This window comes from Corynebacterium lipophilum, from assembly GCF_024102595.1.
Lineage (GTDB): Bacteria > Actinomycetota > Actinomycetes > Mycobacteriales > Mycobacteriaceae > Corynebacterium > Corynebacterium pseudogenitalium.
This window is the reverse complement of the sequence record NZ_JAEUWV010000006.1, coordinates 85,800-105,195: the sequence shown is the minus strand read 5'-3', so window position 1 is coordinate 105,195 and position 19,396 is coordinate 85,800. Positions and strand designations below refer to the sequence as shown.

Sequence of the window (19,396 nt, the reverse complement as noted above, 5' to 3'; positions counted from 1 at the left end):
ATACGTCGCAGATGACAGTTGCGCAGATGCGCGAGTATATTGAGTCCTACATTGACTTCTATATCCATACAAGGTTGAAGTCGACACTTGGTGATGGTTATACGACCATCGCTGAGCATAGACAGGCACTGAGTGCATAACTACGAGACAAAGTCCCTCGTGATGCACTCCAACAAAACATCCGCAGCCCCTGGGGAGCCGAAAAAGGGATTACTACCATCCTGTTACTACCTTTTAGGTTTTACGGCCGAGCCTCACCTCATCGATGCAGCACCCCGGGCAGCTTCAACATACCCGTGTGCAGCCCGAACGCGACAGCACCACCGATCAACACCGCCAAGATTCCGAGCACGATACCAACGATGTTGCCCGTCGAAGAGCCTGACATAGGTGCTGCCGTCGGTTTCGCTTGAACAGTCATTTTCGTTTCGTTGCCCGCAACATCACGAACCTTCACGACGTCCCCCGCACGCAACGGCCGCGACAACCGAAGACTCCACCTCTTTTTGTTGTTCGCTTGCACAGGCGACTCGCCCTGACCTGTTACCGACACTGTTAGCCTCTGCCCCGCATGGTCAGCGCCACCTCGGAGCTCTGTCAGCCCCTCAACGAGGGCGTCCAAAGTCGGTGCCTTCGTTGTCCGCGGGGCGGACTCCGGAGCCGACGTCGTAACCGATGGTTTCGTCGTTGCAGTTGTCCGCGGGGCGGATTGCTTCGTGGTCGCGGTTGTCCGCGGGGCGGACGGCTTGGTCGTTGCGGTTGTCCGCGGGGCGGACTCCGGAGCCGACGTCGTAGCCGATAGTTTCGTGGTCGTAGTTGTTCGCGGCGCGGACGGTTTCGTGGTCACAGTTGTCCGTGGGGCGGAACTTTCAGCACTCGACGGAGCCGGCCTCGTAGCCGACGGTTTCGTGGTCGTGGTCGTGGTCGTGGTTGTCCGCGGGGCGGACGGTTTCGTGGTCGTGGTTGTCCGCGGGGCAGACGGTTTGGTCGTTGCGGTTGTCCGAGGCGTGGACTTCGGAGCCGGCCTCGTAGCCGACGGTTTCGTGGTCGTGGATGTCCGCGGGGCAGACGGTTTCGTGGACGTAGTTGTCCGCGGCGCGGAACTTTCAGCACTCGGCCGAACAGACGTAGTTGTCCGCGGCGTGGACTCCGGTGCCGACGTCGTAGCCGATGGTTTCGTCGTTGCGGTTGTCGGCGGGGCGGACGGCTTGGTCGTCGTAGTTGTCCGCGAGGTGGACGGCTTGGTGGTCGTGGTTGTCCGCGGGGCGGAACTTTCAACGCTCGACGGAACAGGCCTAGTTGTCCGCGGCGTGGACTTCGGTGCCGACGTCGTAGCCGATGGTTTCGTCGTTGCGGTTGTCGGCGGGGCGGACGTCGTTGGCTTCGGAGGTACTACACTCGGCGCCACACTCGGCGCCGAACTCGACGGCGTGGCCTCAGCCTCAGCTGCGGACACTGTCACAGCGGCAGTAACCGTCTCGGTGGACTGGTCCGGGTAGGTAACCAAAACCCGGACGTCGTGGCGCCCGGCTTTTGTCCCGGCGGGCGGGGTTACGGTGAGGGATCCATCGGCGGACACGGTGACCCAATCTTGTGTGTGGGCGTCGCGGGCGAAGCTGACGTCGTCAGGCGCGGGACGACCTGTGGGAGCGAGTGTGGGTGCCGGCGCCGTGGTGCGCTTCCCTGCTTCGACGGTGATTGGCTGCCATTCCGGCTGGTAGTCCTCGGCGAGTGGTTTGGCGCTGACTGCGAATTGCGCGGAGTCCACAATTTGGGACTCGAGCATCAATCGACCCTGGAAGGTGGTGCCGTCGGGGGTGTCGTCGGGGACGGTGAAGGAGCAGCTGTTGAGGTTGTCGTCGTTGCAGGCACCGACGATTTCGCCTCGCGCGTTGGTCCACTCGATGTCGGCGGACTGGCCAAGTGCGGAAACCATTTCTACGAAGGGGTGCACGTCGGCTCCAGGCGCGGCGCGGTGCAGGCCGGTGGATGCGCTGAGGTGGAGGCGGGGGTCGGAGGCGTCGGGGACGAGGGCGAAGTGGACGCCGTCGGCGGCGAAGATGCCTTCCGCGCGGTACTGGGCTGCGGGGAGTACGGAGTGTTCGCCGGCGGGGCCAAACATCGGCACGGACCATCCCGAGTACGCCGGGAGCACCTGCTGCGTTGGCCCGGAGTGCTTCGAGCCTGCGACGACGAAGCCGTACAGCGAGTCTTCGGTTACGCGTCCGCTGAATCGCACGGTGTAGTGGCCGTGCTCGACCTTTGCCATCACGGTTTCAGCGATCGCTTCGGGGTATTCGCGCAGGTATGCGGCCTGTGCGCGGGAAAGCTCGGCAGGGTCTGCGATGTCGCCGGTGGCCTCCCTCAGCTTTTCGACGCCCTCTTCGCTCAACCGGCTCATCACCACGTAGTGGCCGTCGCCATCTTGGCCTTCAGTTTTGCGCGGGAATCCGTCTTCCTGGTTGATGCTGGACCAGTACACCACGCCGGAGACTGAGTACTGTGGCCGATCTCCGGCAGGGCCGTGCTCGTCGAGTTTCCACTCAGCGCGCGGGCGGGCGAACGCGAAGGGGGCGTCGGCGGTGGCGGGTTGTTCGGCGGCGTAGATGTGGGCGTGCGTCAGTGCGGAGCCTTCGATGACTTTGGCGCCGAGTAGTTCGTCGGTGTCGGGGCTCATGAATCCGACACCGGAGCCTGGTCCCTGACGCAGCGTGACTAGGGTGTTGCCGGCGGGCCCTTGTTGGTTGGGGCGCAGCCACAGCTTGTAGCGGGTACGTTTGCCTCCAGATTCCGGGGCGAAACGGTGCAGGGCGCCTTCGGAGTCAACCCAGTCGAGGTTGTCGAAGACGAAGTAGCCTTCTCCCGGAGGGGTGCCGTCGGCAAGTGTGTGGGTGCTCGCAGTGAACACTGGCGACGCCGGGGACGTGTTGTCCATCCACTGCAGGTAGACGGTGTAGCCGTTTCCGAGTCCCTGCTGTTGCGCATTCAGCGAGTAGGCGTCCGTGGCCAGCACTGCGCGGCCCTGCACGACTCCCTGCACCTGCTGCTGCTCGATCTGCTCCAGCGAGGTGACGCGGCCGGCGGCGATGGCGTCATTTTCAGTTTGTGCCTGCTCTACAGCGGGGTGCGGGTCCGCCGCGAGAGCGGGCGCGTCGTTAAGCGCGAGTGAGCAGATGATGGTTCCGGCGATCAGCGCACGTCGGCGGGCGGCGCGGGACGCTCCAAAGTTTCGCATGAGGGGTGTCCTTTCGGAGGCAATAAAATCGCCCTGATGCTACTTCAAAGTTTCTCGAAAACACGCATCCTAATTAGCCCGACAAAAACATATGAAACACGGTAGACAATTCTCCCGCCTGCACATTTACGAGCCGTCACGCCGTAGCCCATACAGTACATTTTCGACACCTGGCCACAAACAGGCGCCGCACACTAATGAAACTTCAAGGTCACAAAAACATCCACCGCACACTCGCGCGGTGGATGCATCACAAAGGATATAGACCGTAAAATGTGTGGTGATTTCCACCACACTCGGCGCTGAGGGGCTACGCCTCGTCGGTCGACAGCGCTGCCACGAATGCCTCCTGCGGCACGGTGACCGAGCCGATCGCCTTCATACGCTTCTTGCCGGCCTTCTGCTTCTCCAGCAGCTTGCGCTTACGCGAAATGTCGCCGCCGTAGCACTTGGACAACACGTCCTTACGCAGCGCACGGATGTTTTCGCGCGAGATGATCTTCGAGCCAATCGCCGCCTGCACGGGGACCTCGAACTGCTGGCGTGGGATGAGTTCCTTGAGCTTCTTGGTCATCTTGTTGCCGTACCACTGCGCGGAGTCCTTGTGCACGATCGCGGAGAACGCGTCCACGGGGTCGCCCTGCAGCAGGATGTCCACCTTGACCAGGTCCGCTTCCTGCTCGCCGGCGTCCTCGTAATTCAGGGAGGCGTAGCCCTTGGTGCGGGACTTGAGCATGTCGAAGAAGTCGAAGATGATCTCGCCGAGCGGCATGTAGTAGCGCAGCTCGACGCGGTCCTCCGAGAGGTACTCCATGTTCTTCATGGTGCCGCGCTTCGACTGGCACAGCTCCATCGTGGTGCCAACGAACTCCTGCGGGACGATGATCGTCATGTTGACGATCGGCTCATACACCGCCTGCAGCTTGCCACCTGGCCAGTCGGATGGGTTGTGCACCATCTGCTCTGAGCCGTCCTCGGCGATCACGCGGTAGGTGACCGACGGCGCGGTGGAAATCAGGTCCAGGTCGAATTCGCGCTCGAGGCGGTCGCGGGTGATCTCCATGTGGAGCAGTCCCAGGAAGCCGCAGCGGAAACCGAAGCCCAGCGCCACGGAGGTCTCTGGCTCCCAGGTCAGGGAGGCGTCGTTAAGCTGCAGCTTCTCCAGCGACTCGCGCAACGCCGGGAAGTCCTCCTGTGAGACCGGGAACAGGCCCGAGTACACCATCGGCTTGACCTCCTCGAAGCCGTCGAGTGGCTCCTCTGCCCCCTTGTTAGCCCAGGTCACGGTGTCGCCGACGCGGGTTTCGCGCACATCCTTCACGCCGGTAATCAGGTAGCCGACCTCGCCGGGGCCGAGCCCCTTTGTCTTCTTCATGGTTGGAGAGACCACGCCGATCTCGAGGATTTCGTGGCGCACGCCGGTATTCATCATCTGCACCTGCTGGTTCGGCAGCAGCTTGCCGTCCATCATGCGGATGTAGGTAACGACGCCGCGGTAGGTGTCGTAGACGGAGTCGAAGATCAAGGCGCGGGCCGGCGCATCGGCGTCAAACTCTGACGATGGTGCCGGGATTAGTTCGACGACCTTATCCAGAAGCTCCGGGACGCCTTCACCTGTCTTGCCGGACACGCGCAGCACGTCCTCCGGCTCGCAGCCGATAATGTTGGCGATCTCCAGCGCGTATTTCTCCGGGTCGGCTGCCGGCAGGTCGATCTTGTTGAGGACCGGGATGATTTCCAGGTCATTGTCCATGGCCATGTACAAATTCGCCAGGGTCTGGGCTTCGATGCCCTGGGCGGCGTCGACAAGCAAGATTGCGCCCTCACACGCCTCGAGAGCGCGCGAGACCTCGTAGGAGAAGTCGACGTGGCCCGGCGTGTCAATCATCTGCAGGACCATCTCCTGGCCCTCGTACTCGCCGGAGCGGGGCGTCCATGGCAGGCGCACGTTCTGGGCCTTAATAGTAATGCCGCGCTCGCGTTCAATATCCATATTGTCCAGGTACTGATCACGCATCTCACGGGCCTCGACGACATCAGACAGCTGCAAAATGCGGTCCGCGAGCGTGGATTTTCCGTGGTCAATGTGGGCAATAATGCAGAAGTTTCGGATCCGCTCCGGGTCCGTGAACGTGGTTTCCGCGAAATTTCGTTTTTGGGCAGCCATAATTGTGCCACTCTACCTCGCAGTGCCCCATTTCGAAACACAACCTTGCCCAGGCCAGGCAAAACACTTAAAGTTTGCACCATGGTTTTCTGGCGCAAGCTTCAACAGCAACGACGTGCCTCCCTCGAGGAGGGGCTCGCGCTGCTCAACGAGCGCCTCGGGCTCACCCCCGGCACCAAGACCCGCACCACCGCCACGCGTATCGACGTCCAACCTACGGAACAGCACGCCCGGAACCTGTATTACGGTCCGGACATGGACGGCAACGCCGAACCCGGCGAGGTCGTGTGGGCGCTCGTGCCGTCGACTCCCCCGGAGGAACGCGCGATGCTCGTCGTCGGACGCGACCACCACGATGTTCTTGCCCTGCTCATCCACTGCGGCGAGGAGCCGGTGTCGGACCCTGCGTCTGCCACTGAGGAGTGGCTCGGCATCGGCACCGGGGACTGGGACGCCTCCGGCCAACCCGGCTGGCTGCGCCTGGACCTGCTGCTTGTCGTGCCGGAGGCAAGTATCCACCGGCGAGGCGCCACCCTCCCCGCCCGGCGCTTCGATCGCGTGGCGAACCGGCTGCGCGACACGTACCACTGGACCTAGTAAGCCTGCCACTTGCCCCGTTTCTCGTGGTGGGGTATCTTAGTCGAGTTGTTTGTATCCGGTTTCGGGTGCGTGATCTACGCGGGCAGGACCTTGGGTTCGCGTCAAGTTCAAAGCATTACGCAGCAACAGCCCGTTGCCGAATCTTCGACATTGCAATCGATACCAACTTATTTAAGAGGTGCACATTATGGCTAACATCAAGCAGCAGAAGAAGCGCGTTCTCACCAACGAGAAGCGTCGCGTTCGCAACAAGTCCGTCCGTTCCGCTGTCCGCACGGAGATCCGTAAGTTCCGTGAGGCTGTTGAGTCCGGCGACAAGGCTGCCGCTGAGAAGCAGCTGCGTTTCGCTTCCCGCAAGCTGGACAAGGCTGTGTCCAAGGGCGTGTTCCACCGCAACAACGCGGCGAACAAGAAGTCGAACATGGCTCGCGCTCTGAACAAGATGGCCTAAGCTTTTCGCGCAGAGCAATCCTGTGCCCCGGCTCCGTCCGGTGCGCAGGATTTTTTGCATTCGTAACATTGCTGGATCTGCTCTACGATACTGAATTTGTGAAGAACTATCGTCGTGCGCTTTGCGCAGCAGTAACAGCTACAACTCTGACGTTGGGCGCCGTAGCGGTGGCCCCTGAGCAGTCCGCCGTCACCCCTACAGCGCAGGCACAGCAGATGCCTGACCTACGTCAGCTCCAGAAGATGTTGAACCCGCAAAACATTCGGTTGGACCGGCTGGCGCTGCTCGTCGGCCTTGTCGCGGCCATTGTGATTTTGGGCCCGGTCACCGGCACGATCGGCTCCTCGCACGAGCCGGGCCGCCGCGGTTCCCAGGAGCGCCGCACCGTCAACGCTGATGGCCTGTCGCGCTCCTACAATGTGGTGTTGCCTTCGGGCTATGAGGAAGGAAAGTCCTACCCCGTCATCATCGGCTACGGCGGGTGGCAGCACACCGCCGACCAGATGCAGGGCTACGCCCACCTCGAGTCCGCTGCTGCGGGCCGCGCCATCGTCGTCTACGCCGAGGGCGAGTCCCAGGCTTGGGCGGGTGCACCGTACGCACGTACGTCGACGCGCGAGGACATTGCATACACCCGCGCGATTATCGACGACCTCGTCGAGAACTTCGGCGCCGACCGCAACCGCGTGAGCGCCGTCGGACTTTCCAACGGCGGTGGCATGGTGGCCTCGCTTGCCTGCCACGCCCCTGAGCTTGTCAACGGTATCGCCTCTGTGGCGGGCGCCTATTACAACCCGACCGTCGAGGGCTGCAAGAGCGGTTCCGTGCCGACGCTCATCATGCACGGCACCAACGACAACGTCGTCGGCTACGACGGCGGCACCCGCCACGGCAAGCCGTTCCGTTCCGTCAACGACGTGTTCAACCTGTTCATGGACAAGAACGGCTGCATCGCGGGCTCCGCCACCGAGACCCGCCTGGGCAACGTCACCACGTTGAGCCCTGCCTGTGGCGCCCGAACTGAGCTGCAGCGCGTCGAAGGTGGCGGCCACACGTGGTTCACGGATCCATCTGCAAGTACCGCCACCGTGGACTTCCTGCTCAGCCTGCGCTAAGCAGACCACGCACCACGAGGAGCGCGCCAACAACGCAGAAGAAGCCGCCGGAGCCCATATCGATTGCGGGCCCGGCGGCTAGTAATTTGCGCCGCACCCGGTTCGTAGACACCACCTGCGTGAGCACGCCGAACAGGATGAACGAGCTGGCCCACAGCGACAGGATCACCACAATCTGCGTTGCCCACGACGGACTGGCTGGCAGCAGTGGCGCAATCATGGCGGACAACGCCAGCACGATTTTCGGGTTCGCCAGGTTCGTCGAAAGTCCCCGAACAAAGCTGGCTCGCAGGCTACCGAGCCTCTGCTCTGCTTCCTCGAGGGAAAGCGGTGGGTTGCGCCGGTCGCGCCAACCCTGGCGCACCGCGTTGATACCCATCCATACCAGATACGCTCCGCCGATCACCTGCACTACCTGCAGCGCGCGCGGCACGGCGGTCAGCAGCGCCGCCGCACCGAACACGGTCAGCGAGCACCACCACAGCACACCCAGCTGGATTCCGCACGTCGTTGCCCACGCGTGCGGCCGCGAGCGCGTCGCGGTACGGGTCACCAGGATGACGTCGGGCCCCGGGGCGGCCGCACCAACCAAGTTCAGACCGACAATGACCGCGAGATCTGCCGGCGCGATCAACGCTGCGTGCCCTTGAGCAGGTCGATGAGGTCCTCACGGCCGAACATGCTCGCCGTGTCGATGGCACTCGGAGTGCCGATGGTGGCGTCGGCACCCGCGTTGATAAGTGCACGGGCGATGTCGTCTTCCTTCTTGAAGATCGTCCCTGCCAGCGGGCTTTGCCCGCGCGCGTTCAGCGCGTTGACGTCTGCGCCGCGCGCGATGAGCCCTTCGGTCAGGGCGAGGTGCCCGGAGTAGCTGGCGAGCATCAACAACGAGTTTCCGTCCTGGTTCGCCAGATTGACGTCGACGCCCTGGTCAACGTAATCGAGCAGGGTTGCCTCGCCGTCACGCGCCATCTGGAAGAGGCGGGCGGCGAAGGCTTGGACGTCTTCGGGGATCTCGTTTGGTTGCTGCGTCATAGTTTTCTTACGCTATCACGCGAGTTGGGCAATCCTGCGGACTGCTTCTTCCACCGCGTACTCCGGCTCCCCGCCATTGCCCTTCACCGTAGACTCCAGCTCAGCGACGATGATGACGGCTTGCGACACCGCATCACCCGACCACTGGCGCGCAACGTTCATGGTCTTCTTCACCACAAAGGGGTGCATCCCGACCGTTCGCGCGAGCTGGTCCGGGTTACCCCGCACCCCGTACAGCTTGGCGATGTCCCCGACCTTGTGCGCGAGCGCCGCCGCGATCGCCACCGGACTCGTGCCGAGCTGCAGTGCCCGGCGTGTGGAGGCGAGCGCGCGGTCGGCGCGCCCGGCGATGGCCTGCTCCGCGATGTCGAAGCCCGCGACTTCCGCCACGCCCGTGTAGTAGTTGCGCACAGCGTTTACGTCGACTTCCCCGTCGGTGTCCGCCACGAGCTGGCTCACCGCACTGGCGAGTTCCCGCAGGTCAGAACCGACGGATTCGAGCAGCGCAGCGACAGTGTCCGGGGTTGGGCGCTGCCCGTAGCGCCTAAACTCCTGGGTGAGCCACGAGTGTCGGTCGCGGTCGCGCAGCGGGTTCGCGCGGTGGACCTCGGCGATCTTCTCGAACTTCTTCACATAGGCTTTTTGACGCCCACCTCCGGAGTGCTCGATGATCAGCGTCATACCGGGCGCCGGGTCCACGCAGGCGCGCAGCAGGATCTCGAGCGGTTCCTTGCCTGCCAGCTCGGTGTTCTTGATCAGCACGATGCGTTCCTCCGCGAACAGTGACGGGCTGGTCGCCATGGCCAGTTCGCCTTCGGTGACGTCGCCTGCGCGCAGGGTGGTGCGCTCCGCAGCTGGGCTGAGCTGGGCAATGATGGCTTTGGTGGCGCGTTCGGCGAGGAACTCGTCTTCCCCGAGGACCAGGTGCACTGGGTTGAGCATGCTTCTTAGCGTAGCTGTTGCCTCCCGTCTGCGTAGAGGACGGGCACCGCTCCCCGGTTGGGGAAGATGACGGGGATGCCGTCCGGGGTTGCTGCCGGGCGCTTGGGTGCGCTGCCTTCCTCGAGTACCACGACGAGCTCGGTGCCTGACGGGACGGGGAGGATGTCGTCTTTGGTGGCCACGACGTGGCTGCGGAGCGTCGCGGGATCCACAACGGTGCCTCGTGGCCACGCGAAACAAGCGCTTGCTACCACCGCGCAGGTCAGGCACAGCGCCAATGTCCGGCGGCGCCACGGCACAAGCAACAGCACGGCGACCACCCACCCATAGCCGATAAGCACCGTCACCGGATTCGCAGCGACGGTCGCGGCGGGCAGCGCCGCTCCACGTTCAGCCACAGTGTGGACCCACCAGGTCAGCGGGGAGATCAACCACAGCACGATCGCCTCAAGACCTCCCGGCAGCACCGCCAGCACCACCGCGCACAGCCCGAGCACCGTCACCAGGGGCGTGACGGGAGCCACCAGCACGTTCGCGCCAACAGAGACCAGCGAGACCTGGCCCGCCATCGCGGCCACGAGCGGCATCGTCGCAACGTCTGCGGCGATGGCGACCGCGACGGCGCGTACGAGGATGTCCGGCAACGCCGTCGGTGCGAGCGCCCTGTAGAACAGCGGGAAGAGCACCACGATGCCGACGGTCGCAGCCACCGACAGCGCGAACCCGTAGTGCATCGCCAGGTCGGTATCGAAGAAAATGAGCGCAATCACCGCCAGGCACAACGCGTGAATGACCTCCGTTTGACTCGACGCCACCACCGCAACGAGTCCCACCAGCCCCATCACCGATGCCCGCAGCACGCTCGGCTCCGGCCCAACGAGCAAGGCGAACACCGCCAACGCAGCACCCGCTGCAACGAGCCTGCCGTAGAGTCCGATGCGCAGCGCTGCAGCTACTACCACGGCGAACGTCGTCACGATGGCAACGTTCGAACCCGATACCGCCGAGAGGTGCGACAGCCCGGTAGCGATGTACGCCTGCTGCTCCGACGCCCCCTGCATCGAGGTATCGCCCAGCACCATGCCCGGGATGAGGCCCTGCGAGTGTTCCCCGACGTGCTCGCGCACCGCATCGGCGAACGTTGCCCGCACGTGCTGCGCCCACCCAGATGCCCCCGTCGGCCCGGTCAACGGCTCGACCGTGCCATTGACCGCCCACGGGTTCACGCCCGCCCGCGAGGACTCCGACACAGTGCCGTCCACCCGCACCGTCGCACCACTGACCACCCCATCGGGGACACCACCGCGGACAAACACCGGCAGCTCGGCGCCACCGCTCCCGGCGCGCACGCGTACCAGCATCCCGCCAGAGTCAAGCTCCTTTGGGGCAGCGGTCACGGTGGCCTCCACCGGCAGGCGCAGCGTTCCCGCCCGCGCCACCGTGATGCGGACCCAGGCCACCACGACGGTCGCCACACCACCGGAACCGACCAGCACCGCCTGGCCCACCGCACGCGCACACCCGCACAGCACTACCGCCGCGGCGACTACAGCGAACCCCGCCCACGGCGCGAGGGCAACAGTCACGATCGTCGCTATCCAGACGCACAGCGCCGTGGGCACCAGCCGAAGCTCCTGCACCGCTTACAGCCCCACCAGCGGCGCAATCGCCTCAAACTTCGCAGGGCCAATCCCCTTGACCTGCATCAGATCCTCGACCTTCTGGAACGGGCCGTTCGCCTCCCTGTGCGCGATAATCGCCGCCGCGGTCGCCTCCCCCACCCCGGGCAGCGTGACCAGCTCCGCGGCCGACGCCCTGTTGAGCGAAATCTGACCTGTCGCCTCCACAGCACCACCACCATCCCCACCCGGCACGGCAGGGCCTTCACCGATTGCGACGACGTGGAGCTGTTGGCCGTCGACAAGCACTTGAGCGAGATTCAACTGCAGCAAGTCCGCGTGGTCGAGCGGCTGCGCAATATCCAGCGCATCCGCCACACGGGAACCCTGGTTCAGCGTCACCAGCCCAGGATTTGCCACCTCCCCCACCACCGCAACCACCACGCGCTCCGGCACATCGGTCGCAGTAGCAACGTTCTCCCAAACAGGCGCGTCCTCCTCCGCAACGTCCGGTCCGCGGACCTGCACCACCGCCCACAGCACCAGTAGGCTCATCACAACCCCCATCACCGCAGCCGCCGGCTTCACCGGAACGTGCACGCGAGGAGTCGGGTACTTCACCTGCAGCAGCGCCTCCTCACCAGTCGGGCGCGTAAGCTCTTGAATCCGTTCACTGACCTGCATAACCACAGGCTAAAACCGGCGTCCTCGCCCCAACAGACCAAGCAAACCCGTTGTGGACAACCCCCAAACCGCACACCCCGTGCAGGCTACTTCTCCACAGCCGCAGCCAACCCCCTTGACAGCGCCGCTACGTGCGCGAACCAAACACGACCGACAGCCCGATCGCGCCGGGCCCGGTGTGCGCAGCAAGCACATCGACCATTGGCTCCACCAGCACCCGCGAGTGCCGCGGCAGCACCTCATCAAGCATGCCCGCCAGCTGCTGCGCGGACTCTTCCGCGTCCGCATGCTGCACCGCAGCAAACACCGGCTGGGAATCCGCACGCTCCAGAACAAGCTCCGTGAGCTTGGAAAACGCCTTCGTCTGGGTGCGAGTCTTGCCTGCTAACTCGAGCTTGCCGTTGTGCATCCGCAGAATCGGCTTCGTTGCCAGCAACGCCGCCGACAACACCGCAGTCCCCGTGGAAATCCTGCCAGACTTGCGCAACCAGTCCAGCTGGTGCAGGTAGCACCACGTCTCCGAGCGCTTCAGCGTGGAGGACGCCATCGCTTCTACCTCGTCGAGGCTCGCCCCCTCGCGCGCGACGGTCGCCGCCGCCATCGCTGCCGCCCCGACCGCCATGCCGACGGTACTAGTCTCGAGCACCCGCACGTTCCCCGGGAACACCCCCGAAGCAGAAACCGCCGCGGACCAGGTGGAAGAAAAGTGCTTCGACAGGTGTAGGGCTACCACGCCATCGTCCCCAGAGCGCTCGAGCTGACGCCCGTAAGCCGCTGCGAGTTCCAAGGCCGACAGCCCGCTCGTCGATACTTCATCGTCTTCGACATGCTCCATGACGTGCAGCGGGAGCACCGTAATGTCGAGCTCACTGGCAATATCAGCTGGCAAACCCGCCGAGGAATCAACAACAACCCGTACCGCCATTTAGACCGTCAACCCCTGGTTCCACGCCTCGAGGTACCACTGCACGCCAGTGTCCGGCTCGCCGTAGCGCGGCAACGCCTGCAGCTGCGCAAAGTTCGCGTTACGCAGGCTCTTCATCATCGGGTACTGCGAGATCTCCAGGTCTAGCAGGCTCGACGTCAGCGCCGCGATCGTACCTCCGTGGGCGACAAGCAGCACCGCCGCGTCATCCCACCCGTCGAAGTGCTCCATCAACTCGTCAACAACCGGGCGTGCCCGTTGCGCGACGTCAATCCGGCTCTCGCCTTCCGGCGGCGCCCACGTTGGGGTATTGCGCCAGTGGGCGCGAACGCTGCCGTCGGCGCCATCGACCTCGGCGTGTGTCTTGCCCTGCCACTGCCCGAGGTGCGTCTCGCGCAGGCGCGCATCATAGGTCACCGGCAGCTCGAGGTGCTCCGCGACGATCTGTGCCGTGACTGCAGCCCTGCTCAGGTCCGAAGCCACAATCTTGGCGACGCCCATTTCTGTCAACACCGGCGCAATGTTTCGCGCCTGCTGCCTCCCCTCTTCCGACAACTCCGTGTCGAGTTGCCCCTGCATCCTCGACGTGGCGTTATACGTGGTTTGGCCGTGTCGCAGCAAGATGAGTCGTCGCGCCATGGTGTTAGAACTCGTCCTCGTCCTCAGGGGCATCGCCTGCCAGCGGAAGGTCTTCAATCTGCTGCGCCGAACGCACACTCTCGCCGTCCGCGAACGCACCAGGGCGTTCGTAGGCTGGCAGGCCCTCCACGCTAATTGCCGGGCAGTCTGCGTACAGGCGGTCCAGGCCGTAGAAGTCGCGCTCCGGGCTGCGCTGCACGTGCACCACGATGTTGCCGTAGTCCAGCAGCACCCAGCGGTTTTCGCGAACGCCCTCGCGGCGCTTCGGCTCGAAGCCGGCGTCGGTCATGTCGTCCTCAATCTCCTGGACGATCGCGTTTACCTTGCGCTCGTTGTCCGCGGAGACCATCACAAAAATATCGGTAATGCCGATCACGTTCGACACATCGATGACGCCGATGTTCTCGCCGAGCTTCTCGTCGGCGGCCTTCGCGGCGATCGCGGCCTGATCAAGAGAGATCTGCAGAGCAGTCAAGTACTCAGTCCTTCGTCAGTAATGAAAAATAGCAGTAACGCGCCTATTGTCCCACGCTAAGGGCGCTGTTCGCCACTTGAACGATATAGGTCGTTTTTCGCAATGTACTGCACCACGCCATCTGGCACCAGGTACCACACCGGGCGGCCTTCTTTGGCGCGCTCGCGGCACCCCGTGGACGAGATCGCCATCGCAGGAATCTCAATCAAATGCACCTGCTCCTGCACGTCTTCGGGCAGGAAGGATTCGCTCAGCTCGTAGCCGGGGCGCGTCACGCCGACAAACTGCGCCAGGTCAAACATCAGGTCCCAGTCGCGCCACGACATTATCGACGCCAACGCATCCGCGCCCGTGATAAAGAACAGTTCCGCCTGCGGCAACAGGGCGCGCAAATCCCGCAGCGTGTCCAGGGTGTAGGTCGGCCCCTCTCTGTCAATGTCTACCCGAGAGACCGAGAACCTCGGATTCGAGGCAGTCGCGATGACCGTCATGAGGTAGCGATCTTCAGAGTCGGTGATCTGCCGATCCGCCTTCTGCCAGGGCTGACCCGTCGGCACAAACACGACCTCGTCGAGGTCAAAACGGTCGGCGACCTCGCTCGCGGCCACGAGGTGGCCGTTGTGGATCGGGTCGAAAGTACCGCCCATGACGCCCACTCGTCGGGCGTCGCGCAATGATGCTGCTACGGCCTCTGCCACGTGCTTACCCGATCCAGACGTTCGCCTGCTCGAAAGCGAGCCAGAACGCTGTAAGCCCCACGCCAACAATTGAGCCAAGCACAATGAGCAGGATGCCCCACCACGGCAACTTCTCCTTGCCTTCTGCGGATGAATCTGGGCGCTGCTTCATCGATGACATCGAGCTGGCGTTGAGGTCTTCACACACCGGCTTGCCATGCTCGTCAAGCACTGGGATGCGCTGCCCGTTGGCGTCGACAAGTACGTTGCCCTTGCCATCCGTCCGGAACTGGCACTTCTGCGACTGGATGTATACCCCGCGTGACGGCGTCGGCACCGCCACGCCTGCTTCAGTCTCCTGAGCCTGCGCAACCGACACCCCACTGGTCAACAGCGTCGCTGTTACAAGAGCGCTACACGCTGCCCGCTTCCACGAAACCATGACTGTGTCCTTGTCCTTCCTTCAACTCTTAGCGGTACCGAACCTGATCAACAAAGCGACCAAAAGAGTCTGCCACCTGGTCATCCCAACGGTTCCACCGCAGGAAGTACTGGCCGTGGGTACCGCCCGTCGGGGCAGCGGCCCGCAGGACCTGGACGGAAAGATCGCACACTGCATCCAGCGGCAAGCAGTAGTTGACCTTGTTGCGGGTCGCACCCGCGGTGCGGGTGTTAAACGGCAGGAAGCCGAGCATGCCGCCTGCACCGCCGTTTGCCACGCCCACCGTGCCAGCATCACGCGCGGCAGTCATCGGGTTGCCAAAGTAGACAACGCCCGCCAGCTTGCCGCGGCGTGCCAGCTCACGCTCGTGCTCCAGCAGGATCATCGCGCCCTGTGAGTAGCCGGACAGCACGTACTTCGGATGGCACCCGCTCGCGCGTTCGTAGTCGTTCACCAGCGCCATCACGCCAGTGCGCCCAATGTTGACGGAGTCCATAAAGTCCGTGCCAGCCTGTCGCGCCATCGTAAACAACGGCACCGCGTACTGGATAGCCAAACCCAGCGCCTGCAGCAGCGTCGCGGGTGCTGCGACGGAAGGGACATCATAATCCGGGTAAATCGCTGGGTAGTAGCGCGGCTCCATACCGAGGACTTCCACGTCCTTCATCAGGGAGTTCCCGCCGTGAGTGGCACGGTAGCGCGACTCCGAATAGCGAAGGAAAGCGCGAATGGTCTCCCCCTCCCAACCATTCGAGGTCCACGGGGCTTCCCCGGCATAGCGTGTTCGGTAAATCTGGTTATTCTGACCGGAGCCGCGTGCAGCGATTACCGCGACCGAAGGGCACCGCTGCTGGGCGGTCGCTTCTTCCGTCGGCAGCACGGGGGTAACCACTGCAGCTGCTGCTGCGGCGAACGCAACTGCAGTCACGGGTAGCCGACGACGGAAAAACGTACGCATTTTGCGGAACACTATGCACCTTCTCTATGGATGAGTCACACCTTGGACTCCGGGTGTGAAGAAACTGCGCATTAGTGTAGCCCGCCCACACCATTTTCCTAACTTCGAGTCTGCCCGCTGCCCTCCAGGATCCACTTCGTGCTTGTCAGTTCAGGCAGCGCCATCGGTCCACGTGCGTGCAGTTTCTGGGTAGAGATCCCGATCTCTGCACCCATGCCGTATTGCTCGCCATCCGTAAACGCGGTCGAGGCATTGAGCATGATGGCTGCCGAATCCACGTGGTCCGCGAAGTACTGCAGCACGCGCGCATCAGTGGCGACCACGGCTTCCGTGTGCCCCGAGGAGTAGCGTGCGATGTGCTTCGCGGCCTCCTCAACGCCGTCGACGACACCGACGGCAACGTCCATCGAAAGGTACTCCTCCGCCCAATCGTGCTCGTCGGCCTCGACTACGTCGCAAGCCCCGAACGCACCAAGTGCTGCCGGGTCCCCGTGGACGGTCACGTCGGCGTCCTGCAGTGCCTTTACGACGGCCAGCTTGTCCGCATCCGGCAACGCCGCGTCAAGCAGCACCGTTTCGGTCGCGTTGCACACCGACACCCGGCGCGTCTTGCCATTGACGACAATGTCGGTCGCCTGCTGAATGTCCGCTGAAGCATCCACGTATACGTGGCAGTTGCCAGTGCCGGTCTCGATGGTTGGCACGGTTGCTTGGGTAACGACGGCGTCGATAAGCCGGGCGCTGCCGCGCGGAATGACCACATCGACGAGGCCGCGTGCCGTGATGAGCGCGGTGACGGAGTCGTGCGAGTCGCTCGGCAGCAGCTGGACCGCCTCGGTTGGCAGCCCCTCCTTCGCCAGCACGTCCTGCAGCACCGCGACCAGCGCCGCGTTCGAATGCGCCGCCGACTTCGAACCACGCAGCAGTGCCACGTTGCCTGACTTCAGCGCCAGGCCAAACGCATCGACCGTGACGTTCGGGCGGGCCTCGTAGACCATGCCCATCACGCCGAGCGGCACGCGAACCTGGCGCATCCGGATCCCGTTGTACATCGTGCCGCCGCGCACCACATCCCCAACTGGGTCGTGGAGGCTCGCGACCTGACGCAGTCCGTCCGCGATGCCCGCGATGCGTTGCTCATCCAGCGCGAGCCTGTCTACCAACGCTTCGTCCATGCCAGCCGCGCGGCCTTCCTCGATGTCGCGGGCGTTGGCCTGCAGAATCTCCGCAGTACGTGCTTCCAGCGCCTGCGCCGCGTGCTGCAGCACAGCGTTTTTGCGGACGGTCGGTAGCGTCGCGATCACCGGCGCCACCTGCTTCGCAGCCTTCGCCAACTGCAGTACCTGAGCTTCGATAGTCGTCATTAGTATCCTTCCTCCACATCAATCTGCGTCGGCAACGGGCGGCCCTCTTGCAGTGCCTCCCAGTTTCGGCGTGTCAGTTCACCCACGCGCGCTTGCATGTAGCGCGGGATGTTCGCGGTGTGCGGGGTAATCAGGCAGCGGTCCATCTGCCACAGCGGGTGATCCTCCGGCAGCGGCTCAGGGTCCGTCACGTCCAGGCCAGCGCCAGCAATCGTGCCATCCTGCAGGGCCTTGGTCAGCGCCTCCGTATCAATCAGTGGGCCACGGCCAACGTTGACCACCACCGCGTTCGGCTTCATCGCGCGCAGCACCTCCGCGTTGACGAGGTGGTGCGTCTGCTTCGTCAGTGGCGCGATGAGCACGAAGTAGTCCGCCTCCGACCACACATCCTGCGCCTCGGACATCGCCACGGTGCGTTTGGCCCCCGGCACCGGGTTGCCGGAGCGGTTCACTGCGATAATCTCCGGCCCGAACGGCTCGAGGAAGCGGATCAGCATCTTACCGATGCCACCCGCCCCAATCACCGCGACCTTCTTGTTGTCGAACAGGTAGTCCGTCTCCTCGTTGAGCTGCCTGTCGTTCCACTGCGGCGTCACCGCCTTGTGCCGGTGCAGCACCCCCAACAGCAGCGCCAGTGCCGCCTCGGCCACAGTGTCGTCGTATATCCCGGCGGCATTAGCCACCGGCACATCGACATCGAGCACCCCTGCCTCTACCAGCTTTTCGACGCCCGCATACGCCACCTGCACAAGCTTCACGCTCGGCGGTAATTCCTCTGGGAAATCTTCCGGATTCCCGCGAAACACCAACACGTCTGGAGACTCGTCGAGGTCCACAAACGTGTGGCCGTGATCTGTCAGGTCATCGACGACTGCGTCCCAAGGTTTCGGTAAGAATGCAAATTTCATGCACCCCAACCTAGCGTGTATTTACAGACGGGTGGCGAAATTTGATAAATAGTCGGCGTGCACGACGGGTTTGCGCTGCCCTTCCGGCAGCTCATCCGTGTGCTTGCCCAGCATGCCGGCAAGCTCCGCGGCATCATACGCAACCTCGCCGCGCCCGACGGCTTCCGAGTCGGGCCCCAGGATCTCCACGATGTCACCGGCGTGGAAGTCCCCCTCGATGTCGGTGATACCCACCGCGAGTAAGCTCGTGCCCCCACTGGTGACGGCCTGCACGGCGCCTTTATCCAGGCGCAGCACGCCTTCAGCGTCCGCGGCGTAGAGCGCCCAGAATTTCCATGCCCTAAGCGTTGACTGCTCACGGGTGTGGAATACGGTTCCGCAGCTTGCGTCCTGCAGCGCCTGCGAGATTTTGGTCGCGCTGGTCAGCAGCACTGGCACTCCGCCGCGGGCTGCGAGCCGCGCCGCCGACACCTTCGCCGCCATCCCCCCGGTCCCGAGCGCACCACCGTCACCGGCCACGACGCCCTCGAGGTCAGCGCCGGTGCGGACCTCAGAGACAAAGCGCGCGCTCGGGTCGGCCGGGTTGCGGTCGTAGAGGCCGTCGACGTCTGAAAGCAACACGAGCGCATCGGCTCCGATGAGCGTCGCCACAATCGCCGAGAGCCTGTCGTTATCGCCGAAGCGCATCTCGGAGGTCGCCACCGTGTCGTTCTCGTTCACGATCGGCACAGTGCCCAGCTGCCGCAGCCTGTCGATCGTGCGCTGGGCGTTCCGCGCGCGCTCCCGCACGCCGGCATCAGCTTGCGTGAGCAGCACCTGCCCCACTGTGCGACCATGCCTGGCGAAGGAGGCGCCCCATTCCTGCGCGAGGTGCACCTGCCCCACCGCTGCAGCGGCCTGCTTCGTGGCAAGATCCCGCGGGCGAGTCCGCAGCCCCAACGGGCTCATTCCCGCCGCGATCGCGCCGGAGGACACCACCACGACGTCGGTGCCCGCATCCATGCGGTCCACCAGCGCATCAACGAGGCGGTCAATCTTGACCCTGCTCACCGAGGAATCCTCATTGACCAGTGAGGAGGTACCAAGCTTGACGACGACCCGCTTCGCACCAGCAATGTGCTCGCGAAGCTGCGCCTCCGTAGTTGTTGCTGCGTTCATAG

Annotated in this window: 19 protein-coding genes; 3 read left to right on the top strand and 16 right to left on the bottom strand. The window is 63.9% G+C overall.

Going from position 1 to position 19,396, the window contains the following annotated elements; genetic code table 11:
• Nucleotides 1–259 precede the first annotated feature (259 nt).
• Nucleotides 260–3,235, bottom strand: coding sequence for a Rib/alpha-like domain-containing protein (locus JMN37_RS06210; protein WP_252931361.1), 2,976 nt, complete (start codon nt 3,233–3,235; stop codon nt 260–262).
• Nucleotides 3,236–3,545: 310 nt separating this feature from the next.
• A complete protein-coding gene (gene lepA / locus JMN37_RS06205; RefSeq protein WP_070362058.1) occupies nt 3,546–5,402 on the bottom strand; it encodes a translation elongation factor 4 in 1,857 nt (618 codons plus the stop codon).
• Between the two features lie 81 nt (nt 5,403–5,483).
• Here lepA and JMN37_RS06200 point away from each other — a divergent pair, with 81 nt between their 5' ends.
• The 3 genes from JMN37_RS06200 to JMN37_RS06190 all read left to right on the top strand — a co-directional run bounded on the left by JMN37_RS06200 (nt 5,484) and on the right by JMN37_RS06190 (nt 7,568).
• Nucleotides 5,484–5,999 (top strand): type II toxin-antitoxin system PemK/MazF family toxin, encoded by a 516-nt coding sequence (locus JMN37_RS06200; RefSeq protein WP_070362057.1) that lies wholly within the window; start codon nt 5,484–5,486, stop codon nt 5,997–5,999.
• Between the two features lie 190 nt (nt 6,000–6,189).
• Nucleotides 6,190–6,453, top strand: a complete 264-nt coding sequence (gene rpsT, locus JMN37_RS06195) for a 30S ribosomal protein S20 (protein ID WP_070362056.1) — start codon at nt 6,190–6,192, stop codon at nt 6,451–6,453.
• A 98-nt stretch (nt 6,454–6,551) separates the two neighbouring features.
• Nucleotides 6,552–7,568, top strand: coding sequence for a CE1 family esterase (locus tag JMN37_RS06190; RefSeq protein WP_143110601.1), 1,017 nt, complete (start codon nt 6,552–6,554; stop codon nt 7,566–7,568).
• On the opposite strand, the gene JMN37_RS06185 is transcribed toward JMN37_RS06190, so the two are convergent.
• From JMN37_RS06185 to proB, 14 genes are all read right to left on the bottom strand, one after another.
• On the bottom strand, nt 7,555–8,199 hold the full coding sequence (locus tag JMN37_RS06185; RefSeq protein ID WP_071573595.1) for a LysE family translocator: 645 nt from the start codon (nt 8,197–8,199) through the stop codon (nt 7,555–7,557). The two genes, JMN37_RS06190 and JMN37_RS06185, sit on opposite strands and share 14 nt — an antisense overlap.
• Entirely contained in the window at nt 8,199–8,603 is a 405-nt protein-coding gene (locus tag JMN37_RS06180) for an ankyrin repeat domain-containing protein (RefSeq protein WP_071573544.1), read from the bottom strand. The genes JMN37_RS06185 and JMN37_RS06180 overlap by 1 nt, the downstream gene beginning before the upstream one ends.
• 15 nt (nt 8,604–8,618) lie before the next feature.
• Entirely contained in the window at nt 8,619–9,545 is a 927-nt protein-coding gene (gene holA / locus JMN37_RS06175) for a DNA polymerase III subunit delta (protein WP_070362053.1), read from the bottom strand.
• Nucleotides 9,546–9,550: 5 nt separating this feature from the next.
• A complete protein-coding gene (locus JMN37_RS06170; protein ID WP_071573545.1) occupies nt 9,551–11,185 on the bottom strand; it encodes a ComEC/Rec2 family competence protein in 1,635 nt (544 codons plus the stop codon).
• A 3-nt stretch (nt 11,186–11,188) separates the two neighbouring features.
• Nucleotides 11,189–11,848: a ComEA family DNA-binding protein gene (locus JMN37_RS06165; RefSeq protein WP_071573546.1), complete on the bottom strand. Its 660-nt coding sequence runs from the start codon at nt 11,846–11,848 to the stop codon at nt 11,189–11,191.
• 127 nt (nt 11,849–11,975) lie between these two features.
• Complete coding sequence (locus tag JMN37_RS06160; protein ID WP_071573547.1) at nt 11,976–12,773, bottom strand: DegV family protein; 798 nt, start codon at nt 12,771–12,773, stop codon at nt 11,976–11,978.
• Complete coding sequence (locus JMN37_RS06155) at nt 12,774–13,412, bottom strand: histidine phosphatase family protein (protein WP_071573548.1); 639 nt, start codon at nt 13,410–13,412, stop codon at nt 12,774–12,776.
• A gap of 4 nt (nt 13,413–13,416) precedes the next feature.
• Nucleotides 13,417–13,887 carry a ribosome silencing factor gene (gene rsfS / locus JMN37_RS06150; RefSeq protein ID WP_071573549.1) on the bottom strand — a complete coding sequence of 157 codons (471 nt, stop codon included), beginning with the start codon at nt 13,885–13,887 and terminating at the stop codon, nt 13,417–13,419.
• Nucleotides 13,888–13,943: 56 nt separating this feature from the next.
• On the bottom strand, nt 13,944–14,585 hold the full coding sequence (gene nadD / locus JMN37_RS06145; protein WP_369822018.1) for a nicotinate-nucleotide adenylyltransferase: 642 nt from the start codon (nt 14,583–14,585) through the stop codon (nt 13,944–13,946).
• 4 nt (nt 14,586–14,589) lie between these two features.
• Entirely contained in the window at nt 14,590–15,006 is a 417-nt protein-coding gene (locus JMN37_RS06140) for a hypothetical protein (RefSeq protein ID WP_070975217.1), read from the bottom strand.
• Nucleotides 15,007–15,034: 28 nt separating this feature from the next.
• Nucleotides 15,035–15,964: a cutinase family protein gene (locus tag JMN37_RS06135; RefSeq protein ID WP_070478481.1), complete on the bottom strand. Its 930-nt coding sequence runs from the start codon at nt 15,962–15,964 to the stop codon at nt 15,035–15,037.
• Nucleotides 15,965–16,062: 98 nt separating this feature from the next.
• The gene (locus tag JMN37_RS06130; RefSeq protein ID WP_071573550.1) at nt 16,063–17,328 is read right to left on the bottom strand and encodes a glutamate-5-semialdehyde dehydrogenase; all 1,266 of its coding nucleotides are present in this window, start codon (nt 17,326–17,328) and stop codon (nt 16,063–16,065) included.
• Nucleotides 17,328–18,236, bottom strand: coding sequence for a D-isomer specific 2-hydroxyacid dehydrogenase family protein (locus JMN37_RS06125; protein ID WP_070478395.1), 909 nt, complete (start codon nt 18,234–18,236; stop codon nt 17,328–17,330). Before JMN37_RS06125 ends, JMN37_RS06130 begins: the two co-directional genes overlap by 1 nt.
• A 21-nt stretch (nt 18,237–18,257) precedes the next feature.
• On the bottom strand, nt 18,258–19,394 hold the full coding sequence (gene proB / locus JMN37_RS06120) for a glutamate 5-kinase (RefSeq protein ID WP_071573551.1): 1,137 nt from the start codon (nt 19,392–19,394) through the stop codon (nt 18,258–18,260).
• Nucleotides 19,395–19,396 lie beyond the last annotated feature (2 nt).

What these genes read in the sequence shown, in the direction of transcription:
- JMN37_RS06210 (WP_252931361.1), bottom strand. Translation starts at nt 3,235, where the DNA reads ATGCGAAACTTTGGAGCGTCCCGCGCCGCCCGCCGACGTGCGCTGATC.
- lepA (WP_070362058.1), bottom strand. Translation starts at nt 5,402, where the DNA reads ATGGCTGCCCAAAAACGAAATTTCGCGGAAACCACGTTCACGGACCCG.
- JMN37_RS06200 (WP_070362057.1), top strand. Translation starts at nt 5,484, where the DNA reads ATGGTTTTCTGGCGCAAGCTTCAACAGCAACGACGTGCCTCCCTCGAG.
- rpsT (WP_070362056.1), top strand. Translation starts at nt 6,190, where the DNA reads ATGGCTAACATCAAGCAGCAGAAGAAGCGCGTTCTCACCAACGAGAAG.
- JMN37_RS06180 (WP_071573544.1), bottom strand. Translation starts at nt 8,603, where the DNA reads ATGACGCAGCAACCAAACGAGATCCCCGAAGACGTCCAAGCCTTCGCC.
- holA (WP_070362053.1), bottom strand. Translation starts at nt 9,545, where the DNA reads ATGCTCAACCCAGTGCACCTGGTCCTCGGGGAAGACGAGTTCCTCGCC.
- JMN37_RS06165 (WP_071573546.1), bottom strand. Translation starts at nt 11,848, where the DNA reads ATGCAGGTCAGTGAACGGATTCAAGAGCTTACGCGCCCGACTGGTGAG.
- JMN37_RS06160 (WP_071573547.1), bottom strand. Translation starts at nt 12,773, where the DNA reads ATGGCGGTACGGGTTGTTGTTGATTCCTCGGCGGGTTTGCCAGCTGAT.
- JMN37_RS06155 (WP_071573548.1), bottom strand. Translation starts at nt 13,412, where the DNA reads ATGGCGCGACGACTCATCTTGCTGCGACACGGCCAAACCACGTATAAC.
- JMN37_RS06140 (WP_070975217.1), bottom strand. Translation starts at nt 15,006, where the DNA reads ATGGTTTCGTGGAAGCGGGCAGCGTGTAGCGCTCTTGTAACAGCGACG.
- JMN37_RS06135 (WP_070478481.1), bottom strand. Translation starts at nt 15,964, where the DNA reads ATGCGTACGTTTTTCCGTCGTCGGCTACCCGTGACTGCAGTTGCGTTC.
- JMN37_RS06130 (WP_071573550.1), bottom strand. Translation starts at nt 17,328, where the DNA reads ATGACGACTATCGAAGCTCAGGTACTGCAGTTGGCGAAGGCTGCGAAG.
- JMN37_RS06125 (WP_070478395.1), bottom strand. Translation starts at nt 18,236, where the DNA reads ATGAAATTTGCATTCTTACCGAAACCTTGGGACGCAGTCGTCGATGAC.
- proB (WP_071573551.1), bottom strand. Translation starts at nt 19,394, where the DNA reads ATGAACGCAGCAACAACTACGGAGGCGCAGCTTCGCGAGCACATTGCT.